The following is a 16,086-nucleotide window of genomic DNA, read 5'->3' as shown; positions in this document are numbered from 1 at the left end:
AGGTTCCACCCTCGCGCCCGAACCGGCCGAACGTCGAGGGGTCAGATGCTGAAATCCTCGGTCGAGAACCGGCCGTCCAGCCAGGCGACGATGCGTTCGGCCGCGTCCGCGGGGGACATGGTGGTGGTGTCCACGACGATCTCGGGATTTTCGGGCGCTTCGTAGGGACTGTCGATGCCGGTGAAATTCTTCAGTTCGCCGGCGCGGGCCTTTTTGTAGAGGCCCTTGACGTCGCGGGCCTCGGCCACCGCCAGGGGGGTGTCGACATGGACCTCGACGAACTCGCCATCGCCCAGCAGATCGCGGGCCATCCGGCGTTCGGCGCGGAAGGGGGAAATGAAGCTGACCAGGACGATCAGGCCGGCGTCCACCATCAGTTTCGATACCTCGGCGACGCGGCGGATGTTCTCGACCCGGTCCTCCTCGGTGAAGCCCAGGTCGCGGTTCAGGCCATGGCGGACATTGTCGCCGTCCAGCAGATAGGTGTGGCGGCCGTCGGCATAGAGGCGCTTTTCAACCAGGTCGGCGATGGTGGATTTGCCGGCGCCGGACAGGCCGGTCAGCCAGATGACGCGGCCCTTCTGGTTCTTGATCGCGGCGCGCGACGACTTGTCGACCGAGGTCGCCTGCCAGTGGATGTTGTGGGCGCGGCGCAGGGCGAAGTTCAGCAGGCCCGCCCCGACCGTTCGATTGCTGATGCGGTCGATCAGGATGAAGCCGCCCAGGTCCTTGTTCTGGACATAGGGGGCGAAGGCGACAGGGGCGTCGAGCGACAGGTTGCAGACGCCGATCTCGTTCAGCTCCAGACGTTTGGCCGGCTGCTGCTCCAGGGTGTTGACGTTCACCTTGTGCTTGGGCTCGGTGATGGTCGCCCCTACCAGCTTGGCGCCGATCTTGAGCAGGTAGGGACGGCCCGGCAGCAGGGGCTCGTCGTCCATCCAGACCACGGTGGCCTCGAACTGATCGGCGGCCTCGGGCGGGGTGTCAGCCGAGGCCAGGACATCGCCGCGCGACACGTCGATCTCGTCGGCCAGGGTCAGGGTGATCGACTGGCCTGCGACGGCCTGGGGTAGATCCCCGTCGGCGGTGACGATGCGAGCCACGGTCGAGGTCTTGCCCGACGGCAGGACGCGGACGGGATCGCCGGGGCGCACGGTCCCGGCGGCGATCTGGCCGGAGAAGCCGCGGAAGTCGAGATTGGGCCGGTTGACCCATTGCACCGGCAGACGGAACGGATCCGCCTGTAGATCGTCGCCGACCTCAAGCGTTTCCAGCAGGCTCATCAAAGGCTGGCCGGTGTACCAGGGCGAATGCGCGCTGGCCTCGGTGATATTGTCGCCACGCAGGGCCGACATCGGGATGGCGTCGAAGGTCTTCAGCCCTATCTGGCCAGCGAAGGCGCTGAAGTCGGCGACGATGGCGTCGAACACCGACTGGGACCAGCCCATCAGGTCCATCTTGTTCACCGCCAGGATCACGTGTCGGATGCCCAGCAGGCTGACCAGATAGGCGTGACGACGGGTCTGGGTCAGGACGCCGCGACGGGCGTCGATCAGGATGACGGCGGCGTCGGCGGTCGAGGCGCCGGTGACCATGTTGCGGGTGTATTGTTCGTGGCCCGGCGTGTCGGCGACGATGAATTTGCGCTTTTCGGTCGAGAAGAACCGATAGGCCACGTCGATGGTGATGCCTTGCTCGCGCTCGGCGGCGAGGCCGTCGACGAGCAGGGCGAAGTCGATGTCGCCGCCCTGGGTGCCGACGCGGCGGCTGTCCGCCTCCAGCGCCGCCATCTGATCCTCGAAGATCATCTTGGAATCGTAGAGCAGCCTGCCGATCAGGGTCGACTTGCCGTCGTCCACGCTGCCGCAGGTGATGAAGCGCAGCAGGCTCTTGTGCTGGTGGGCGTCCAGATAGGCGCCGATGTCGCGGGCGATCAGGTCCGACGCTTTGTACGTTTCTGGGGCCATCAGAAGTAGCCCTCCTGCTTCTTCTTCTCCATTGAGGCGGACTGGTCGTGGTCGATCATCCGCCCCTGACGCTCCGACGTGGTGGTCAGCAGCATTTCCTGGATGACCTCGGGCAGGGTCGCCGCCGTGCTCTCGACCGCCCCGGTCAGGGGGTAGCAGCCCAGGGTGCGGAAGCGGACCGACTTCATTTGCGGCGTCTCGCCGGGCCGCAGGCGGAAGCGGTCGTCATCGACCATGATCAGGGCGCCGTCGCGTTCGACCACCGGTCGTTCCGCCGCCAGATAGAGGGGCACGATCGGGATCTGCTCAAGGTGGATGTATTGCCAGACGTCCAGCTCGGTCCAGTTGGAGATGGGGAAGACGCGGATGCTTTCGCCCGGCCGTTTCCTGGTGTTGTAAAGCCGCCAGAGTTCAGGGCGCTGGTTCTTGGGATCCCAGCGGTGCTCGGCCGTGCGGAAGGAGAATATCCGCTCCTTGGCGCGGGACTTCTCCTCGTCGCGGCGGGCGCCGCCGAAGGCCGCATCGAAGCCGTACAGCGACAGGGCCTGTTTCAGCCCCTCGGTCTTCCACAGGTCGGTATGCAGGGCCGAGCCGTGGTCGAACGGATTGATGCCGCGCGCGACGGCCTCGGGATTCTGGTGGACCAGCAGTTCGACGCCGAGATCGGCCGCCGCCTGTTCGCGCATTGCGTACATGGCGCGGAACTTCCACGTCGTGTCGACGTGCAGCAGAGGGAAGGGCGGCTTCGAAGGATAGAAGGCCTTCTTCGCCAGATGCAGCATTACGGCCGAGTCCTTGCCTATCGAATACAGCATCACCGGACGCTCGGCCTCGGCCGCCACCTCGCGCATGATATGGATGGCCTCGGCCTCCAGCCGCTGAAGGTGCGTCAGGCGTGCGGGGGGCAGGGCGATGCGGCTTCTGGTCAGGGTGGCGATATTCACCGAGGCGTCTCCGTCGAACGCCATGTGACAACGCCAATGCGCGTCTCGGAACAAGCGAGGGTTACTGTCGCGCGTTGTGAGTTTTTCGGCCTGCGGCGTCCGAGAACGCCGTTGCGACGTAAAGGAACCAGGGTCGCCGAAAGCGGCTTATGGCTTCAAACGGAAACGCTCATGTCCAGCTTGAAATCCCTGATGGCCTCGGCCGTCGCCGTCGCCGTCGTCGCCCTGGCCGGTTGCGTGACGGCCCCGTCGCCTTCCGAATATCGCGCGCCCCAGCCCGCCAAGCCGGTGGATGTGCAGCGTCTGTGGTCCGGGCGCTGGCACGAGATCGCGCGCCTGCCGGATCGGTTGACCGACGGCTGCGTGGCAGGCGCATCGATCTATACGCCGGTCGAGGGCACGCGCGTCGATGTGCGCGACACCTGTCAGGTCGATACGCCGCAGGGCAAGGAAAAGGCCATCGGCGGACGGGGCGAAATCCTGGATCCCGGCACGAACGCCAAGCTGAGGGTCAAATATCTGGCCGGGTTCGTGACCTGGGATTACTGGGTTCTGGACCGGGCGGACGACTACAGCTGGTTCATCTCGGCCGATCCGACGTTCGAGCGCCTGTTTATCTATACTCGCGACCTGCCGACCGAGGCTCAGGTGCGCAGCCTGACAGAACGGGCGCGCGCTCTGGGTTATGACGTCAGTCGCCTGGAGTTTCCAGCCCAACCCCCGCGCTGAGGATCCACGATCATGTCCGCCACGTCGAAGACCCTGCTCCTTTCGACCGTCGTTGCGGCCGTGATCGGGCTGGCGGCCTGCGCCGGGCAAACGGCGCTGCCGTCGGAGGCGGGGTTCGGCGCCAATCCTGAACTGCCGGCGCCTCGGCAGGGCCTGCTTCCGACCGTGAAGATCGCCCCGGCGGCGAGTTGGCCCCAGGGCGCGACGCCTGTGGCGGCGGCGGGCTTGCGGGTCCAGGCGTTCGCGACGGGGCTGGACCATCCCCGCTGGCTCTATCGCCTGCCCAATGGCGACATTCTGGTGGCGCAAACCAATGCGCCGCCTCCGCCGCAGGACAAGAAGGGCGGAATACGCGACTGGGTGATGGGCAAGGTCATGGCCAGGGCCGGGGCCGGCGTGCCCAGTCCCAACACGATCGTCCTGCTGCGCGACGCCGATGGCGACGGGGTCGCGGAAACGAAGACGGATTTCCTGACCGGCCTGACCTCGCCATTCGGCATGGCGCTGGTGGGGGATCGCCTCTACGTCGCCAACGCCGATGCGGTGGTGGTCTTCCCCTATCGGACGGGACAGACGCGGATCGACGCCGCCGCGACCAAGGTCGTGGACCTGCCGGCCGGCCGCAATCACCACTGGACCAAGAGCCTGGTCGCCAGCCGGGACGGAAGCCGCCTCTATGTCGGGGTCGGGTCCAACTCAAACGTCGGCGAGAATGGGCTGGACGAAGAGGTGGATCGGGCCGCCATTCTGGAGATCGATCCGGCGACGGGCGCGCGGCGGGTCTATGCCTCGGGCCTGCGCAATCCGGTGGGCATGGACTGGAACCCGCAGAGCGGGCGGCTGTGGGTGGCGGTCAACGAACGCGACGAGATCGGCGACGATCTGGTTCCTGACTATATGACCTCGGTGACGCCGGGCGCCTTCTATGGCTGGCCCTGGAGCTATTACGGCCAGCACGTCGATGCGCGGCCGCCCGCCAATCCGGAGATGGTCGCGCGGACGATCAGGCCGGACTACGCCCTGGGCGCCCATACGGCGTCTCTGGGGCTGACGTTCGGCGAGGGGGCGACGTTGTTGCCGCCAGCCTGGCGGAATGGCGCCTTTGTCGGTCAGCATGGGTCGTGGAACCGCAGCGTGCGCAGCGGCTACAAGGTGATCTTCGTGCCGTTTGTGGACGGTCGTCCGGCCGGTCCGCCGCGGGATGTGCTGACCGGTTTCCTGAACGCCCAAGGTCAGGCGCAGGGACGGCCTGTCGGGGTTCAGATCGACCGGCTGGGCGCGCTGCTGGTCGCCGACGACGTGGGCAATGTGATCTGGCGCGTGACGGCGGGCGCATAAAAAAAGCCCCGACCGAAGCCGGGGCCTTCTTCTATTTGACTGCGATCAGTTCAACGGTTGGACCGTGATCGCCGGAGCGGCGGGCGTTGTCACGACCGGAGCCGGGGTCGAGGCCGTCGCGGGGGCGGTGTTCAACTGGCTGGTGCTCGCAGCCGTCGCTGCCGGGGCAGCATAAGGCTGAGGACCAGTCGGCGCGGCCGGCGTCTCGACGCGAGCGGCGGCCGGGCGTTCACCAGCCGGGGCGGCGCGACGGGCGACCGACTCGGCGCGCGGTTCAGCACGACGGGCGACGGGAGCAGGCGCAGCCGGCGTCGGCGCGGCGGTCGGGGCCTGAGTAGTCTCCATCGGTGCGGCCGGCATTACGGGCGTCTCGGCGGCGGTCATCGCGGCGGGCGCGGTCTGCATCGCAGGGGCCGCAGCCTCGGCAGCCGGCGCGGGCGCTGTCTGTTCGCCGCCGCCCATCACCATCGCGACGCCGCTGCCCAGCAGCACGACGGCGCCGATCGGGGCCAGGATCATCCAAGTCTTCACCGACTTCTTGGCCTTGGTGTTGCGGGCGTAGCGCGGCACGAAGGCGGTGTCCTCGGTGCGGGCTTCGGTCTCGGCGTTGGCGTAGGTCATCGACATCGTTTCTGTCCTCCATAACGTTGATCAACCAACCCGCCGTCTCGCAACGTCGTTCCGCTGTCGGCGCAAAAGCCCCGAAGAAACACCCTTCTCGCCCGGAATGCGGCGACAACCGCGCCCTTTGCGGCCGGATCTGCGGGGAATGCGGCAATAAAAAGCAGGCGCCGCCTCTGGATTTCCCCGGCGTCAACAGAACAAATGGGTCACGGCTGACGCCAATCCGTCGGGTTCGCGAGGGTTCGCGGACGGCGCGGTTGACCCGACGCCCCCCCTTCGTCCATCACCGGGCCGGGTGGAACACGCATTGACCGGAGGCACGGCGCGCATGGGTTTTGTAGCGAATATCCGTCGGGACGTCCGGTTCGCTCGCGGCCTGTTCCGCCTGCTCAAGCGCATCAAGCCGATCGAGCTGGACAGCGATGTCCTGCTTTGTGACGACTTCGAAGAGGCGGTGGACAAGTTCGCCGACAATATCGCCATCGACGATGGTCAGCGCACCCTGACCTATCGCGACCTGGATGCCATGGCGAACCGCTTCGCCCACTGGGCCAAGAATCGGGGCCTGCGTCGCAGCGACACCATCGCCCTGATGATGACCAACCGGATCGAATATCTGGCGGCCTGGATCGGCTTCTCCAAGGTCGGGATCGCCACGGCCCTGATCAACACCAATCTGAACGGGCAGGGGCTGGCGCACTGTCTGGCCATCTCTAACGCCTTCAACGTCGTCGCCGACGAGGACTGCTGGCGTCAGATCGAGGAGGCGCGGCCTCTGGTCGATCATAACCTGGCGCTCTGGGTGCTGGGCCTGCCCGACGATCTGGAGACCAGCGACCGTCGGGGGCTGGACAAGCCCGTGCGCGGCGGATCGTCGGTGCGGCCGTCCAAGTCGGCGCGCGAGGGTCTGACCAACCGCGACACCGCCCTCTACATCTACACCTCCGGCACGACCGGCCTGCCCAAGGCCGCGCGCATCCCGCATTCGCGCGCCCGCACCTATATGCGCGCCTTCGCCGGGGCCACGCGGTCGACGGCCGAGGATCGGATCTTCAACGTCCTGCCGCTGTATCACTCGACCGGCGGTCTGGTCGGGGTGGGCGCGGCCCTGCTGAACGGCGCGCGTCTGGTGATCCGCAAGAAGTTCTCGGCCAGCACCTTCTGGCCCGACGTGCGGTCGTCGGGCGCGACCATGTTCGTCTATATCGGCGAGCTGTGCCGCTATCTGGTCAACTGCCCGCCGCACGAGGACGAGACCAAGCACAAGCTGCGGCTGGCGTTCGGCAACGGCCTGCGCGCCGATGTCTGGCCCGAATTCCAGAGCCGGTTCAAAATCCCCGAGATCCTTGAGTTCTACGGCTCGACCGAGGGCAATGTCTCGTTGTTCAACTTCGACGGCAAACAGGGCGCGATCGGCCGGGTGCCCGGTTTCCTGAAGTCGCAGATCAATATTCGCCTGGTCGAGTTCGACGTCGATACCGAACAGCCGATCCGTGGTTCTGACGGCCTGTGCCGCCTGGCGCGTGTGGGCGAGGTAGGCGAGGCCATCGGTCTGATCGGCAACGACATCCGCCACGACTTCTCGGGCTATGCCGACAAGGCCGCCTCGCAGAAGAAGATCCTGACCGACGTGTTCAAGAAGGGCGACCGCTGGTTCCGCACCGGCGACCTGATGAAGCAGGACGCGGAAGGCTATTTCTACTTCGTGGACCGGATGGGCGACACCTTCCGCTGGAAGGGCGAGAACGTCTCGACCTCCGAGGTCGAACAGGTGCTGATGGATGCGCCCGGCGTGACCGAGGCCATCGTCTATGGCGTGCCGGTGCCGGCCCAGGACGGCAAGGCCGGCATGGCGGCGCTGGTGGTCGAGGGCAAGTTCGACGCCCAAGCCTTCTCCGACCATGTCGAGGCCAAGCTGCCGGCCTATGCCCAGCCGGTGTTCCTGCGCCTGATCAAGTCGGCGGAAACGACCGGCACGTTCAAGTATCGCAAGGCCGATCTGGTCGCGGACGGCTTCGATCCCGAAAAGACCGGTACGTCGCTTTACGTGCGAGGCGGCAAGGCCGGGTATCAGAAGCTGACGGCGGCGGCGCGCACCGCGATCCTGAACGGCGAAGGTCGGATCTGAGGTCAGGAGACGGCGTTCGCGAAACGCCGTCTTAATGATTAACGGCGATAGTCCCGACTTCTCGCGTCAGGATCGTTCGCTTTCATGTTCCAGATCATCGGCATCGTGCTGCTGTTCGGCCTCGTCTTCGGCAGCTACGCCATATCTGGCGGCAAGTTCGAAGTGATCCTGCACGCCGCGCCCCACGAACTGATGGCGATCGGCGGCGCGGGTATCGCGGCCTTCATGATCTCCAACTCCATGACTGTGATCAAGGGGTCCATGGGGGGGCTCGGCAAGTGCTTTGCCGGACCCAAGTGGAAGAAGCAGGACTACAAGGACCTGTTGTCGCTGCTGTTCCAGCTGACCAAGACCATGAAGTCCAAGGGCGTGGTGGCGCTGGAAAGCCACATCGAAAAGCCCAAGGAATCGGCCATTTTCCAGAAGTACCCCAAGGTGCTTAAGGACCATTTCGCCGTCGACTTCATCTGCGACACCCTGCGGATGATGACGATGAACCTGGAGGATCCGCACCAAGTCGAGGACGCGATGGAAAAGCAGCTCGAAAAGCATCACCACGAGCATCTGGAGAATGCGCACGCCCTGCAGACCCTGGCCGACGGCCTGCCCGCCCTGGGCATCGTTGCGGCCGTGCTGGGCGTCATCAAGACCATGGGCTCGATCACCGAGCCGCCCGAGGTGCTGGGCACCATGATCGGCGGCGCCCTGGTCGGCACCTTTATGGGCGTGTTCCTGGCCTATGGCCTGGTCGGCCCGTTCGCCGCACGCCTGACCGCGATCATCAATGAGGAAGCGGCCTACTACAAGATCATCCAGTCGGTGCTGGTGGCCCACCTGCACGGCAACGCCGCCCAGATCTCGGTCGAGATCGGCCGTGGCGACATTCCCTCGTCCGCCCAGCCGTCGTTCGGCGAGATGGAAGAGACGCTGAACAACATCACCGCCGACTAGGTTTAGGCCGCTGCGGCGTGACGCCGCCCCGATCACGCCTTGCCGGATCGTAACTTGCCCTGTCGTGCAAGGCGGCCCTATCGTTGTGGTGCGTGGCGCGCAGCCTCGCGCAAGCCTTCGGAGAAGTCCTCATGCGTATCAAAGCCCTCGTCGCCGCATCGGCTGCGGTCCTGGTCCTGGCCGCTTGCAGCAAGGCGCCTGAAGAAAAGGCCGAAGCCCCCGCGACCGATGCGGTCGAGGCCGCCGGCAGCGCCGAGGAAGCGGCCCTGACGGTCGATCAGGCCGCCAAGGACGCCGAGGCCGCCGCCAACCAGGCCATCCAGAACGACACCGCCGCGACCACGGCCCCGGCCGCAACGACGATGCAGGGCGCGGACGCGTCCGCCGCCGCCCCGTCGCCCGCCGCGCCGGCCGAACCGCCGCACGCGCCCGCCGCCCACTAAGACCGGCTGCAAGCCATCGATCAGGCCGCCTCGAACGAGGCGGCCTTTTTCGTCTGTGCGACGAAGGTGCTAGAGCCGGGCCATGATTTCCGATGACGACGCCTCGCCGCAACTGACCTGGACCGAAGAGGGCGAGCCGCGCTCGGGCCGGTTCGGGGATGTCTATTTCTCGCGCGACGACGGGCTGGCGGAGACGCGGGCGGTGTTCCTGGACGGATGCGGCCTGCCGGACGCCTGGGCCGGGCGGGACTGTTTCACCGTGGCGGAGCTGGGGTTCGGCACGGGGCTGAACATCGCCGCCCTGCTGGACCTGTGGCGCCGAACGCGGCCTGAGGGCGGGCGGCTGCATATCTTCTCCATCGAGGGGTTTCCGCTGACGGCGGCCGAGGCGGCGCGGGCCCTGGGCGCGTGGCCTGAGCTGGCTGAGGCGACGCAGGCGCTGATCGAAAACTGGCCGTCCGCCACGCCGGGGTTTCACCGGGTGGACCTGCCGGGCTTCGACGCCGTGCTGGACCTGGCGGTCGGGGATGCGACCTGGGCATTGGAGCAGTGGTCGGGGGCGGCCGACGCCTGGTTCCTGGACGGCTTCTCTCCGGCGCTGAACCCCGGCATGTGGTCGCCGGAGGTGATGGCCCTGATCGCCGCACGGTCTGCGCCGGGCGCGCGCCTGGCCACCTTCACCGTCGCCGGGGCGGTGCGCCGGGGATTGGCCGAGCAGGGGTTCGTGGTCGAGAAACGTCCCGGTCATGGCAGGAAGCGCGAGCGGCTGGAGGCGCAGCTACCCTCTGCTTTTGCGCCTGCGCCGATTCCCAGCATCGCCGTGATCGGCGCAGGCGTGGCGGGGGCGTCGGTCGTGCGCGCCCTGAGGGATCAGGGCGTCAGGACCGTGGTGTTCGAGGCCGAACGGCCGGGCGCGGGTGGGTCGGGTTTTCCGGCGGCCCTGGTCACGCCGCGTCTGGATGCAGGCGACGCCGGCATCGCCGCCCTTCACGCCCAGGCGCTGGAACGGGCGGGTCATCTGTATGCCGCGACGCCGGACGCCGTGACGGGTCATGGGGTGCTGCAACTGCCCCAGGCGCCACGCGATGCGGCCCGGTTCGACAAGATCGCGCGCCAGTCGATCTGGGCCGAGGGCGCGATGGTCGTGCTGGACGAAGACGCCGCCGCGACCCTGGCAGGCGAGGCGACGGGGCAGGGCGGCCTGTCGATGCAGGGCGCCTGTGCGGTGCGTCCCGCCGCCGTGCTGTCGGACTGGCTGGGCGATGCGGACATGCGCTCGGAGCGGGTGACGAGACTGGAGCGGACCGACGGCCGCTGGCGTCTGGTCGACGAAACGGACGCGGTGCTGGCCGAGGTCGATGCGGTGGTGATGGCCGCCGGCTGGGGATCGGCCGCCCTGCTGGAGGGGCATGACCCGGCCCCGCGCCTGTCGCCGGTGCGGGGTCAGGCGGACTGGGTCGATGGCGACGTGGGCGTCCACTCCATGGCCTGGGGCGGTTATGCCGTCCCGACCGGCCAGGGCGTCCTCTATGGCGCGACCCATGACCGGGGCGACGCCGACACGACGCCGCGTGACGAAGACAGCGAGAGAAACCTGGCGACCTTGCGGGCGCGTCTGCCGGACCTGGCCGAGAAGATCGAGGCGGCGGGACAGGCGCAGAGCCGCGCCGCGATCCGCGCCACCACGCCCGACCGCCTGCCCCTGGCGGGGGCTTTGGACGACGGTCTCTATCTGCTGGGCGGGTTGGGTTCGCGGGGCTTCTGCGTCGCGCCGGTGTTGGCGGAGCATGTCGCCGCCCTGATGCTGAACCGACCGTCGCCCCTCCCGCGCGATCTGGCGGCGCGCGTTTCGCCGCACCGGGCGGCCGTCGTCGGCAATCCCCTTGCGCCCCCGTCGCCGGCGAGCGCAGGATGAGCCGGGGGCTGCTTCGGGAGCTGAACATGCATCATCTCATTCTGTCTTCGGCCGCCGTCCTGGCGCTGTCGGCCTGTGCGCCATCGCCCGGCGTCACGACGGCCAGCCGCATCGACGCGAACCAATGTTTCCGGCCCAACCTGGTGCGCAACTTCACCGCGCCGAACGACCAGACACTGTATGTCCGCACGTCGGGCGCCGACGTGTTCCAGATCGAGAGCACCTTCTGTCGCGATATGACTCGCGCCCTGTCGGTTGCGCTGGAGCCGCTCTCTGGATCCAACCTGTGCGTCGGCGATCAGGCGACCCTGCGCAGCCCGGCGACCGGGCCTCAGCCGTGCCGCGTCCGCATCGCCAGGAAGCTGACGGCCGAGGAGATTGCGGCCCTGCCGTCGCGGGATCGCCCCTGATCGGAAAACCGCTGCACGACCGTCAGGGAGATTGAATTCTTCCGCACACGGGTATGAAATGATCGTCTTGCCTGGGGAGGGAAGATAATGATCAGAACAATCGGTCTTGCAGCGGTCATGGCGACAGCGGTCCTGGCGTCGCCCGTGGCGGCGGAAAGCTGGGCCGCGTTTTCGCGCAGCGACGCCATCGTCTATCTCGTCGATCTGGACGGCCTGACGCCTGTGGATGGCGTGGCGACGACGCGGATGGCGCGGGTGCCGGCGCACGGCGACGCCGCCAACCTGAGCCATGAGACCGAAGAGGTCATGGTGCGGTGTTCGGACGGTCAATCGCGCTCGGGCGCGACGGTGACCTATGGGGCGGATGGCGTCGAAACCGACCGCTATTCCGAGGACACGCCGTGGGAGGCGACGCCCAGCGGCGGCATCTACGGCGGCATCAAGTCCTTCGCCTGCGAGGAGATGCGGCCTCAGACCGCGGCCTTCCCGACCATTGCGGCCTTCATCGCAGGCGGACGCGGCCAGTAGGCCGCGTCCCTCTCGCCGTCAGACGTCGACGGCGGCGTCCAGCGCGTTTTCCTGAATGAACTCGCGGCGGGGCTCGACCACGTCGCCCATCAGCTTGGCGAACAGGTCGTTGGCGTCTTCCTCGTGCTCGACCGAGACCTGAAGCAGGGTGCGGGCGTTGACGTCCAGCGTCGTCTCCCACAGCTGCTCGGGGTTCATCTCGCCCAGACCCTTGTAGCGCTGGATCGACAGGCCCTTCTTGCCCGCGTCAAGCACCGCGTTCAGCAGGTCCAGCGGCCCGCGAATGGTCGTGGACTTGTCCTTGCGGCGATAGGTGGCGGGGGCGACGAAGACGCCGTCGAACGCCTGGGCGCGTTCGGCCAGACGACGGGCGTCCAGCGAACGGATCAGGGTCTCTTCCAGCACGATGGTCTCCTGCACCGCGCGACGGGTGCGGGTGAAGACCACGGCGCCCTGTTCGCCCGGCGCGCCGGTCCAGTCGCCGTCGCCCTCTTCGGCATAGAGGTTCAGGCGGACGGCGGCGGCCGCCGATGCGGTCGCCATGTCCGAGGTTTCGGCGAACAGGCCGGCCAGGGCCGCCTGTTCGATGGCGAAGGCGGGGGCGCGCTGGCTGAGGCGATCGACGCTGGCGCTGAAGGCCTTGGCCTCGCGCACCAGGGATTGCAGGTCCAGGCCCAGGCGACGCTCGCCGGTGGACATGTCCAGCTCGGCCTCGGACGAGCCTTCCTCGATCAGGTAGGAGTCCATCTCGGACTGGTCCTTGAGGTAGCGCGACTGCTTGCCCTTGGCGACCTTGTAGAGCGGCGGCTGGGCGATATAGACGTGGCCGCGCGTGATCAGCTCGGGCATCTGGCGATAGAAGAAGGTCAGCAGCAGGGTGCGGATGTGGGCGCCGTCGACGTCGGCATCCGCCATCAGGATGATCTTGTGATAGCGCAGCTTGTCGGCGTTGAAGTCGTCGCGGCCGATGCCGGTGCCCAGCGCCAGGATCAGCGTCCCGATCAGTTCCGACGACAGCATCCGGTCGAAGCGCGCGCGCTCGACGTTCAGGATCTTGCCGCGCAGGGGCAGGACGGCCTGGTTCTCGCGGTTGCGCGCCTGTTTGGCCGAGCCGCCGGCGCTGTCGCCCTCGACGATGAACAGTTCGGACTTGGCGGGATCGCGCTCCTGGCAGTCGGCCAGCTTGCCCGGAAGGCTGCTGATTTCCAGCGCCGACTTGCGGCGGGTCAGGTCGCGGGCCTTGCGGGCGGCTTCACGGGCGGATGCGGCCTCGATGATCTTGGCGACGACCTGCTTGGCTTCGACCGGGTGTTCCTCGAACCATTGGGCCAGGCCTTCTGAGCACAGGGCCTCGACGGCGGGGCGCACCTCGGACGAGACCAGCTTGTCCTTGGTCTGGCTGCTGAACTTGGGATCCGGCACCTTGACCGACAGGACGCAGGTCAGGCCCTCGCGGGCGTCCTCGCCGGTGACGGAGACCTTCTCCTTCTTGCCGGCGCCCGAGCTCTCGATATAGCCGCCCATGACGCGCGTCAGACTGGCGCGGAAGGCCGACAGGTGGGTGCCTCCATCCCGCTGGGGGATGTTGTTGGTGAAGCACAGCATGGTCTCGTGATAGCTGTCGTTCCACCACAGGGCGAGATCCAGCTCGATCCCTTCCTTCTTGCCGCGAATGACGATGACGTCCTTCAGGATCGGCGTCTTGGACTTGTCGAGGTGGCGCACGAAGGCTTCGACCCCGCCCTCGTAGTGCAGGATCATCTCGACCGGCTCGGCGTGACGCTGGTCGGCCAGCTTGATGACCACGCCCGAGTTCAGGAAGGCCAGTTCGCGCAGCCGGTGTTCCAGTGTCTTCAGGTCGAAGTCGATGTGGCTGAAGGTCGTCAGCGACGGGAAGAAGGTGACCTCGGTGCCGCTCAGCGGCTTGCCGGTGTCCTCGCGGATGGGGGCGACGCCGGTGATCTCCAGCGACTTGACCGTGTCGCCGCGCTCGAACCGCATCTGGTGCGCCTTGCCGTCGCGATAGATCTTCAGTTCCAGCCAGTCGGACAGGGCGTTGACGACGGACACGCCCACGCCGTGCAGACCGCCCGAGACCTTGTAGGAGTTCTGGTCGAACTTACCGCCCGCGTGCAGTTGGGTCATGATGACCTCGGCCGCCGAGACGCCTTCGCCCTCGTGGATTCCGGTGGGAATGCCGCGGCCGTTGTCGGTCACGGTGACCGAGCCGTCGGCGTTCAGGATGACCTGAACCAGGTCCGCGTGGCCGGCCAGGGCCTCGTCGATGGCGTTATCGACCACCTCATAGACCATGTGGTGCAGGCCCGAGCCGTCGTCGGTGTCGCCGATATACATGCCGGGACGTTTGCGCACGGCGTCCAGGCCTTTGAGAACCTTGATGGAATCGGCGCCGTATTCGGGCATGTCGGCAATCGGATCGGTCATGAAGTCATTGGCTCTGAAGTCCCGACCGGGACGGGGATGGAGCGCCGAACATAGCGCTCGAATCGACCACGGGATCGCACCGCGCCGAAGCCCGCAACATATAGGAATTTGCGACGAAAAAGCGAGGAATTCCGCGTCGAAACCCTAGTCGGTTTCCAGCGTCCCTTCGGCGACGCGGACGAACTGGGCGCGGCCTTCCAGGCCCGCGAACAGGTCGCGTTCGGTGCCAGTCATGAAGGCTTGGAGATCGAGGGCCACGATCTCGTCGAACAAGGCGGCGCGGCGGCGCTCGTCAAGGTGGGCGGGGGCCTCGTCCAGCAGCAGGACGGGGCGGGCGGCGCCGGCTACAGCCACCGTCCCGGCATGATCCGACAGGCGGGTGATCTGGGCCAGGATCAGGTTCAGGACCAGAGCCTTCTGCTCGCCCGAAGACCCCTCGGCGGCGGGGCGCTGCTTCTCGCGGTGCAGCGCCGTCAGGTCGGTACGGTGAGGGCCGAACAGAGAGCGTCCGGCGGCGCCGTCGCGGGCGCGAGCCTTGGCCAGGCCCTCGCGGATCGCGGCGGCGATCTCGTCTTCCTCGGCACCGGCCTCGGCCATCTGTTCGGCGGGGCCGTCCAGGCCCAGGTCTGCCTGGGGGAAGGGGCGGTCGCTGCGGGAGTCGATGGCGGCCTGGAGCGCGTGGAGGGCGGCGACGCGGGCGATGGCGGCGCGGGCGCCGGCCTCGCCCAGGCGAAGCTCCAGCGCGTCCAGCCAGACGGGATCGGCCTCGCGTCCGTCCTGCGCGTCATTCAGCAACCGCAGCCGTTCGCGCAGGGCCTTTTCATAGATGGAGACGCTGGCGGCGTGATCGGGATCGGCGGCGAAGACCAGCCTGTCGAAGAATTTCAGCCGGTCGGCCCGCGCATCCGAGAACAGCCGGTCCTGCTCGGGCGTGGCCCAGACGGGGCGCAGATAGTCGAGCAACCGCCCCGGCTGCGCCGTCTCGCCGTCGATCCGCACGATGCGCCGCGCCGCGCCCGCCGTCTGGACGCCGGTGCCCAGACGGGTCTCGTCGTCCAGTTCGACCATGACGGCCCAGGCGCGGCCGGTCGCCTCGCCGGGCTCGCGCCGGCCCATCTCGGCGGCGGCGGCGCTGCGCAGCCCCTTGCCTGGGGTCAGCAGGCTGATCGCCTCCAGCAAATTGGTCTTGCCCGCCCCGTTCGGCCCATGCAGCACCACAGGCCCGGAGGTCATCTCCAGCCGCGCGCCCGCATAGGAGCGGAAGTCGGTGAGGGTGAGAGAGGTGAGGCTCAAATCTATCCGCTCATCCCGGCGAAAGCCGGGAACCAGTCCTTTTGCTCGGCACGATCTAACCGAGCAATGTTGGAAACAGATCCGCCCATGCTGGGTTCTTGCGCTCGATCAGCTCCAGCTTCCAGGCCCGTTTCCATTCCTTGATCTGGCGTTCGCGAACGATGGCCGCATCGCGCGTTTCGTGGGTTTCGTACCAGACCAACAGCACCACGCCATATCGGCTCGTAAAACCTGGGCGCAGCTTGTCGCGATGTTCGGCCACCCGCTTGATCAGGTCTTCTGTCGAGCCGGTATAGAGCGTGCCGTTGCGACGACTGGCGACGATGTAGGTGAAGAACGCCAACGCCAGCCTCCGGTACGAACGAAAGCAC

General features: G+C 67.3%; 14 protein-coding genes. 8 read left to right on the top strand and 6 right to left on the bottom strand.

The window, feature by feature from the left end; genetic code table 11:
• Positions 1–41: 41 nt before the first annotated feature.
• Together cysN and cysD are read right to left on the bottom strand one after the other, a co-directional pair.
• Positions 42–1,967 (bottom strand): sulfate adenylyltransferase subunit CysN, encoded by a 1,926-nt coding sequence (gene cysN / locus CHRYSEO8AT_RS04295; protein ID WP_159846724.1) that lies wholly within the window; start codon positions 1,965–1,967, stop codon positions 42–44.
• On the bottom strand, positions 1,967–2,935 hold the full coding sequence (gene cysD, locus CHRYSEO8AT_RS04290; protein ID WP_159846721.1) for a sulfate adenylyltransferase subunit CysD: 969 nt from the start codon (positions 2,933–2,935) through the stop codon (positions 1,967–1,969). Before cysD ends, cysN begins: the two co-directional genes overlap by 1 nt.
• A 147-nt stretch (positions 2,936–3,082) precedes the next feature.
• Between cysD and CHRYSEO8AT_RS04285 the strand changes: the two genes are divergently transcribed.
• Complete coding sequence (locus tag CHRYSEO8AT_RS04285) at positions 3,083–3,640, top strand: lipocalin family protein (protein ID WP_159846718.1); 558 nt, start codon at positions 3,083–3,085, stop codon at positions 3,638–3,640.
• 12 nt (positions 3,641–3,652) lie between these two features.
• Positions 3,653–4,978, top strand: coding sequence for a sorbosone dehydrogenase family protein (locus tag CHRYSEO8AT_RS04280; protein WP_159846715.1), 1,326 nt, complete (start codon positions 3,653–3,655; stop codon positions 4,976–4,978).
• Positions 4,979–5,023: 45 nt separating this feature from the next.
• Here the strand turns inward: CHRYSEO8AT_RS04280 and CHRYSEO8AT_RS04275 are convergent, their stop codons facing one another.
• Positions 5,024–5,605: a hypothetical protein gene (locus CHRYSEO8AT_RS04275; RefSeq protein ID WP_159846712.1), complete on the bottom strand. Its 582-nt coding sequence runs from the start codon at positions 5,603–5,605 to the stop codon at positions 5,024–5,026.
• 325 nt (positions 5,606–5,930) lie between these two features.
• Between CHRYSEO8AT_RS04275 and CHRYSEO8AT_RS04270 the strand changes: the two genes are divergently transcribed.
• The 6 genes from CHRYSEO8AT_RS04270 to CHRYSEO8AT_RS04245 all read left to right on the top strand — a co-directional run bounded on the left by CHRYSEO8AT_RS04270 (position 5,931) and on the right by CHRYSEO8AT_RS04245 (position 11,977).
• Entirely contained in the window at positions 5,931–7,730 is a 1,800-nt protein-coding gene (locus CHRYSEO8AT_RS04270) for a long-chain-acyl-CoA synthetase (protein WP_159846709.1), read from the top strand.
• 84 nt (positions 7,731–7,814) lie between these two features.
• Positions 7,815–8,681, top strand: coding sequence for a flagellar motor stator protein MotA (motA, locus tag CHRYSEO8AT_RS04265; protein ID WP_159846706.1), 867 nt, complete (start codon positions 7,815–7,817; stop codon positions 8,679–8,681).
• Between the two features lie 131 nt (positions 8,682–8,812).
• Positions 8,813–9,124 (top strand): hypothetical protein, encoded by a 312-nt coding sequence (locus CHRYSEO8AT_RS04260; RefSeq protein WP_159846703.1) that lies wholly within the window; start codon positions 8,813–8,815, stop codon positions 9,122–9,124.
• A gap of 82 nt (positions 9,125–9,206) precedes the next feature.
• Entirely contained in the window at positions 9,207–11,039 is a 1,833-nt protein-coding gene (gene mnmC, locus CHRYSEO8AT_RS04255; RefSeq protein WP_159846700.1) for an FAD-dependent 5-carboxymethylaminomethyl-2-thiouridine(34) oxidoreductase MnmC, read from the top strand.
• A 26-nt stretch (positions 11,040–11,065) separates the two neighbouring features.
• A complete protein-coding gene (locus CHRYSEO8AT_RS04250; protein ID WP_159846697.1) occupies positions 11,066–11,449 on the top strand; it encodes a DUF6491 family protein in 384 nt (127 codons plus the stop codon).
• 87 nt (positions 11,450–11,536) lie between these two features.
• On the top strand, positions 11,537–11,977 hold the full coding sequence (locus CHRYSEO8AT_RS04245) for a hypothetical protein (RefSeq protein WP_159846694.1): 441 nt from the start codon (positions 11,537–11,539) through the stop codon (positions 11,975–11,977).
• A gap of 18 nt (positions 11,978–11,995) precedes the next feature.
• Here CHRYSEO8AT_RS04245 and gyrB read toward each other — a convergent pair whose 3' ends face one another.
• From gyrB to CHRYSEO8AT_RS04230, 3 genes are all read right to left on the bottom strand, one after another.
• Positions 11,996–14,422, bottom strand: a complete 2,427-nt coding sequence (gene gyrB / locus CHRYSEO8AT_RS04240) for a DNA topoisomerase (ATP-hydrolyzing) subunit B (protein WP_159846691.1) — start codon at positions 14,420–14,422, stop codon at positions 11,996–11,998.
• A 144-nt stretch (positions 14,423–14,566) separates the two neighbouring features.
• The gene (gene recF, locus CHRYSEO8AT_RS04235; RefSeq protein ID WP_159851611.1) at positions 14,567–15,721 is read right to left on the bottom strand and encodes a DNA replication/repair protein RecF; all 1,155 of its coding nucleotides are present in this window, start codon (positions 15,719–15,721) and stop codon (positions 14,567–14,569) included.
• A gap of 49 nt (positions 15,722–15,770) precedes the next feature.
• Positions 15,771–16,058, bottom strand: a complete 288-nt coding sequence (locus tag CHRYSEO8AT_RS04230) for a GIY-YIG nuclease family protein (protein WP_159846688.1) — start codon at positions 16,056–16,058, stop codon at positions 15,771–15,773.
• Between the last annotated feature and the right edge of the window lie 28 nt (positions 16,059–16,086).

Source organism: Brevundimonas sp. G8 (genome assembly GCF_902506205.1).
Classification (GTDB): domain Bacteria; phylum Pseudomonadota; class Alphaproteobacteria; order Caulobacterales; family Caulobacteraceae; genus Brevundimonas.
Note: the sequence above shows the minus strand (reverse complement) of the source record. Positions and strands in the feature narration are given on the sequence as shown.

Bases quoted from the DNA above. Each gene is read 5' to 3' on its own strand.
- cysN (WP_159846724.1), bottom strand. From the start codon at position 1,967: ATGGCCCCAGAAACGTACAAAGCGTCGGACCTGATCGCCCGCGACATC.
- CHRYSEO8AT_RS04270 (WP_159846709.1), top strand. From the start codon at position 5,931: ATGGGTTTTGTAGCGAATATCCGTCGGGACGTCCGGTTCGCTCGCGGC.
- CHRYSEO8AT_RS04285 (WP_159846718.1), top strand. From the start codon at position 3,083: ATGTCCAGCTTGAAATCCCTGATGGCCTCGGCCGTCGCCGTCGCCGTC.
- motA (WP_159846706.1), top strand. From the start codon at position 7,815: ATGTTCCAGATCATCGGCATCGTGCTGCTGTTCGGCCTCGTCTTCGGC.
- cysD (WP_159846721.1), bottom strand. From the start codon at position 2,935: ATGGCGTTCGACGGAGACGCCTCGGTGAATATCGCCACCCTGACCAGA.
- CHRYSEO8AT_RS04275 (WP_159846712.1), bottom strand. From the start codon at position 5,605: ATGTCGATGACCTACGCCAACGCCGAGACCGAAGCCCGCACCGAGGAC.
- mnmC (WP_159846700.1), top strand. From the start codon at position 9,207: ATGATTTCCGATGACGACGCCTCGCCGCAACTGACCTGGACCGAAGAG.
- CHRYSEO8AT_RS04280 (WP_159846715.1), top strand. From the start codon at position 3,653: ATGTCCGCCACGTCGAAGACCCTGCTCCTTTCGACCGTCGTTGCGGCC.
- gyrB (WP_159846691.1), bottom strand. From the start codon at position 14,422: ATGACCGATCCGATTGCCGACATGCCCGAATACGGCGCCGATTCCATC.
- CHRYSEO8AT_RS04260 (WP_159846703.1), top strand. From the start codon at position 8,813: ATGCGTATCAAAGCCCTCGTCGCCGCATCGGCTGCGGTCCTGGTCCTG.
- CHRYSEO8AT_RS04245 (WP_159846694.1), top strand. From the start codon at position 11,537: ATGATCAGAACAATCGGTCTTGCAGCGGTCATGGCGACAGCGGTCCTG.
- CHRYSEO8AT_RS04250 (WP_159846697.1), top strand. From the start codon at position 11,066: ATGCATCATCTCATTCTGTCTTCGGCCGCCGTCCTGGCGCTGTCGGCC.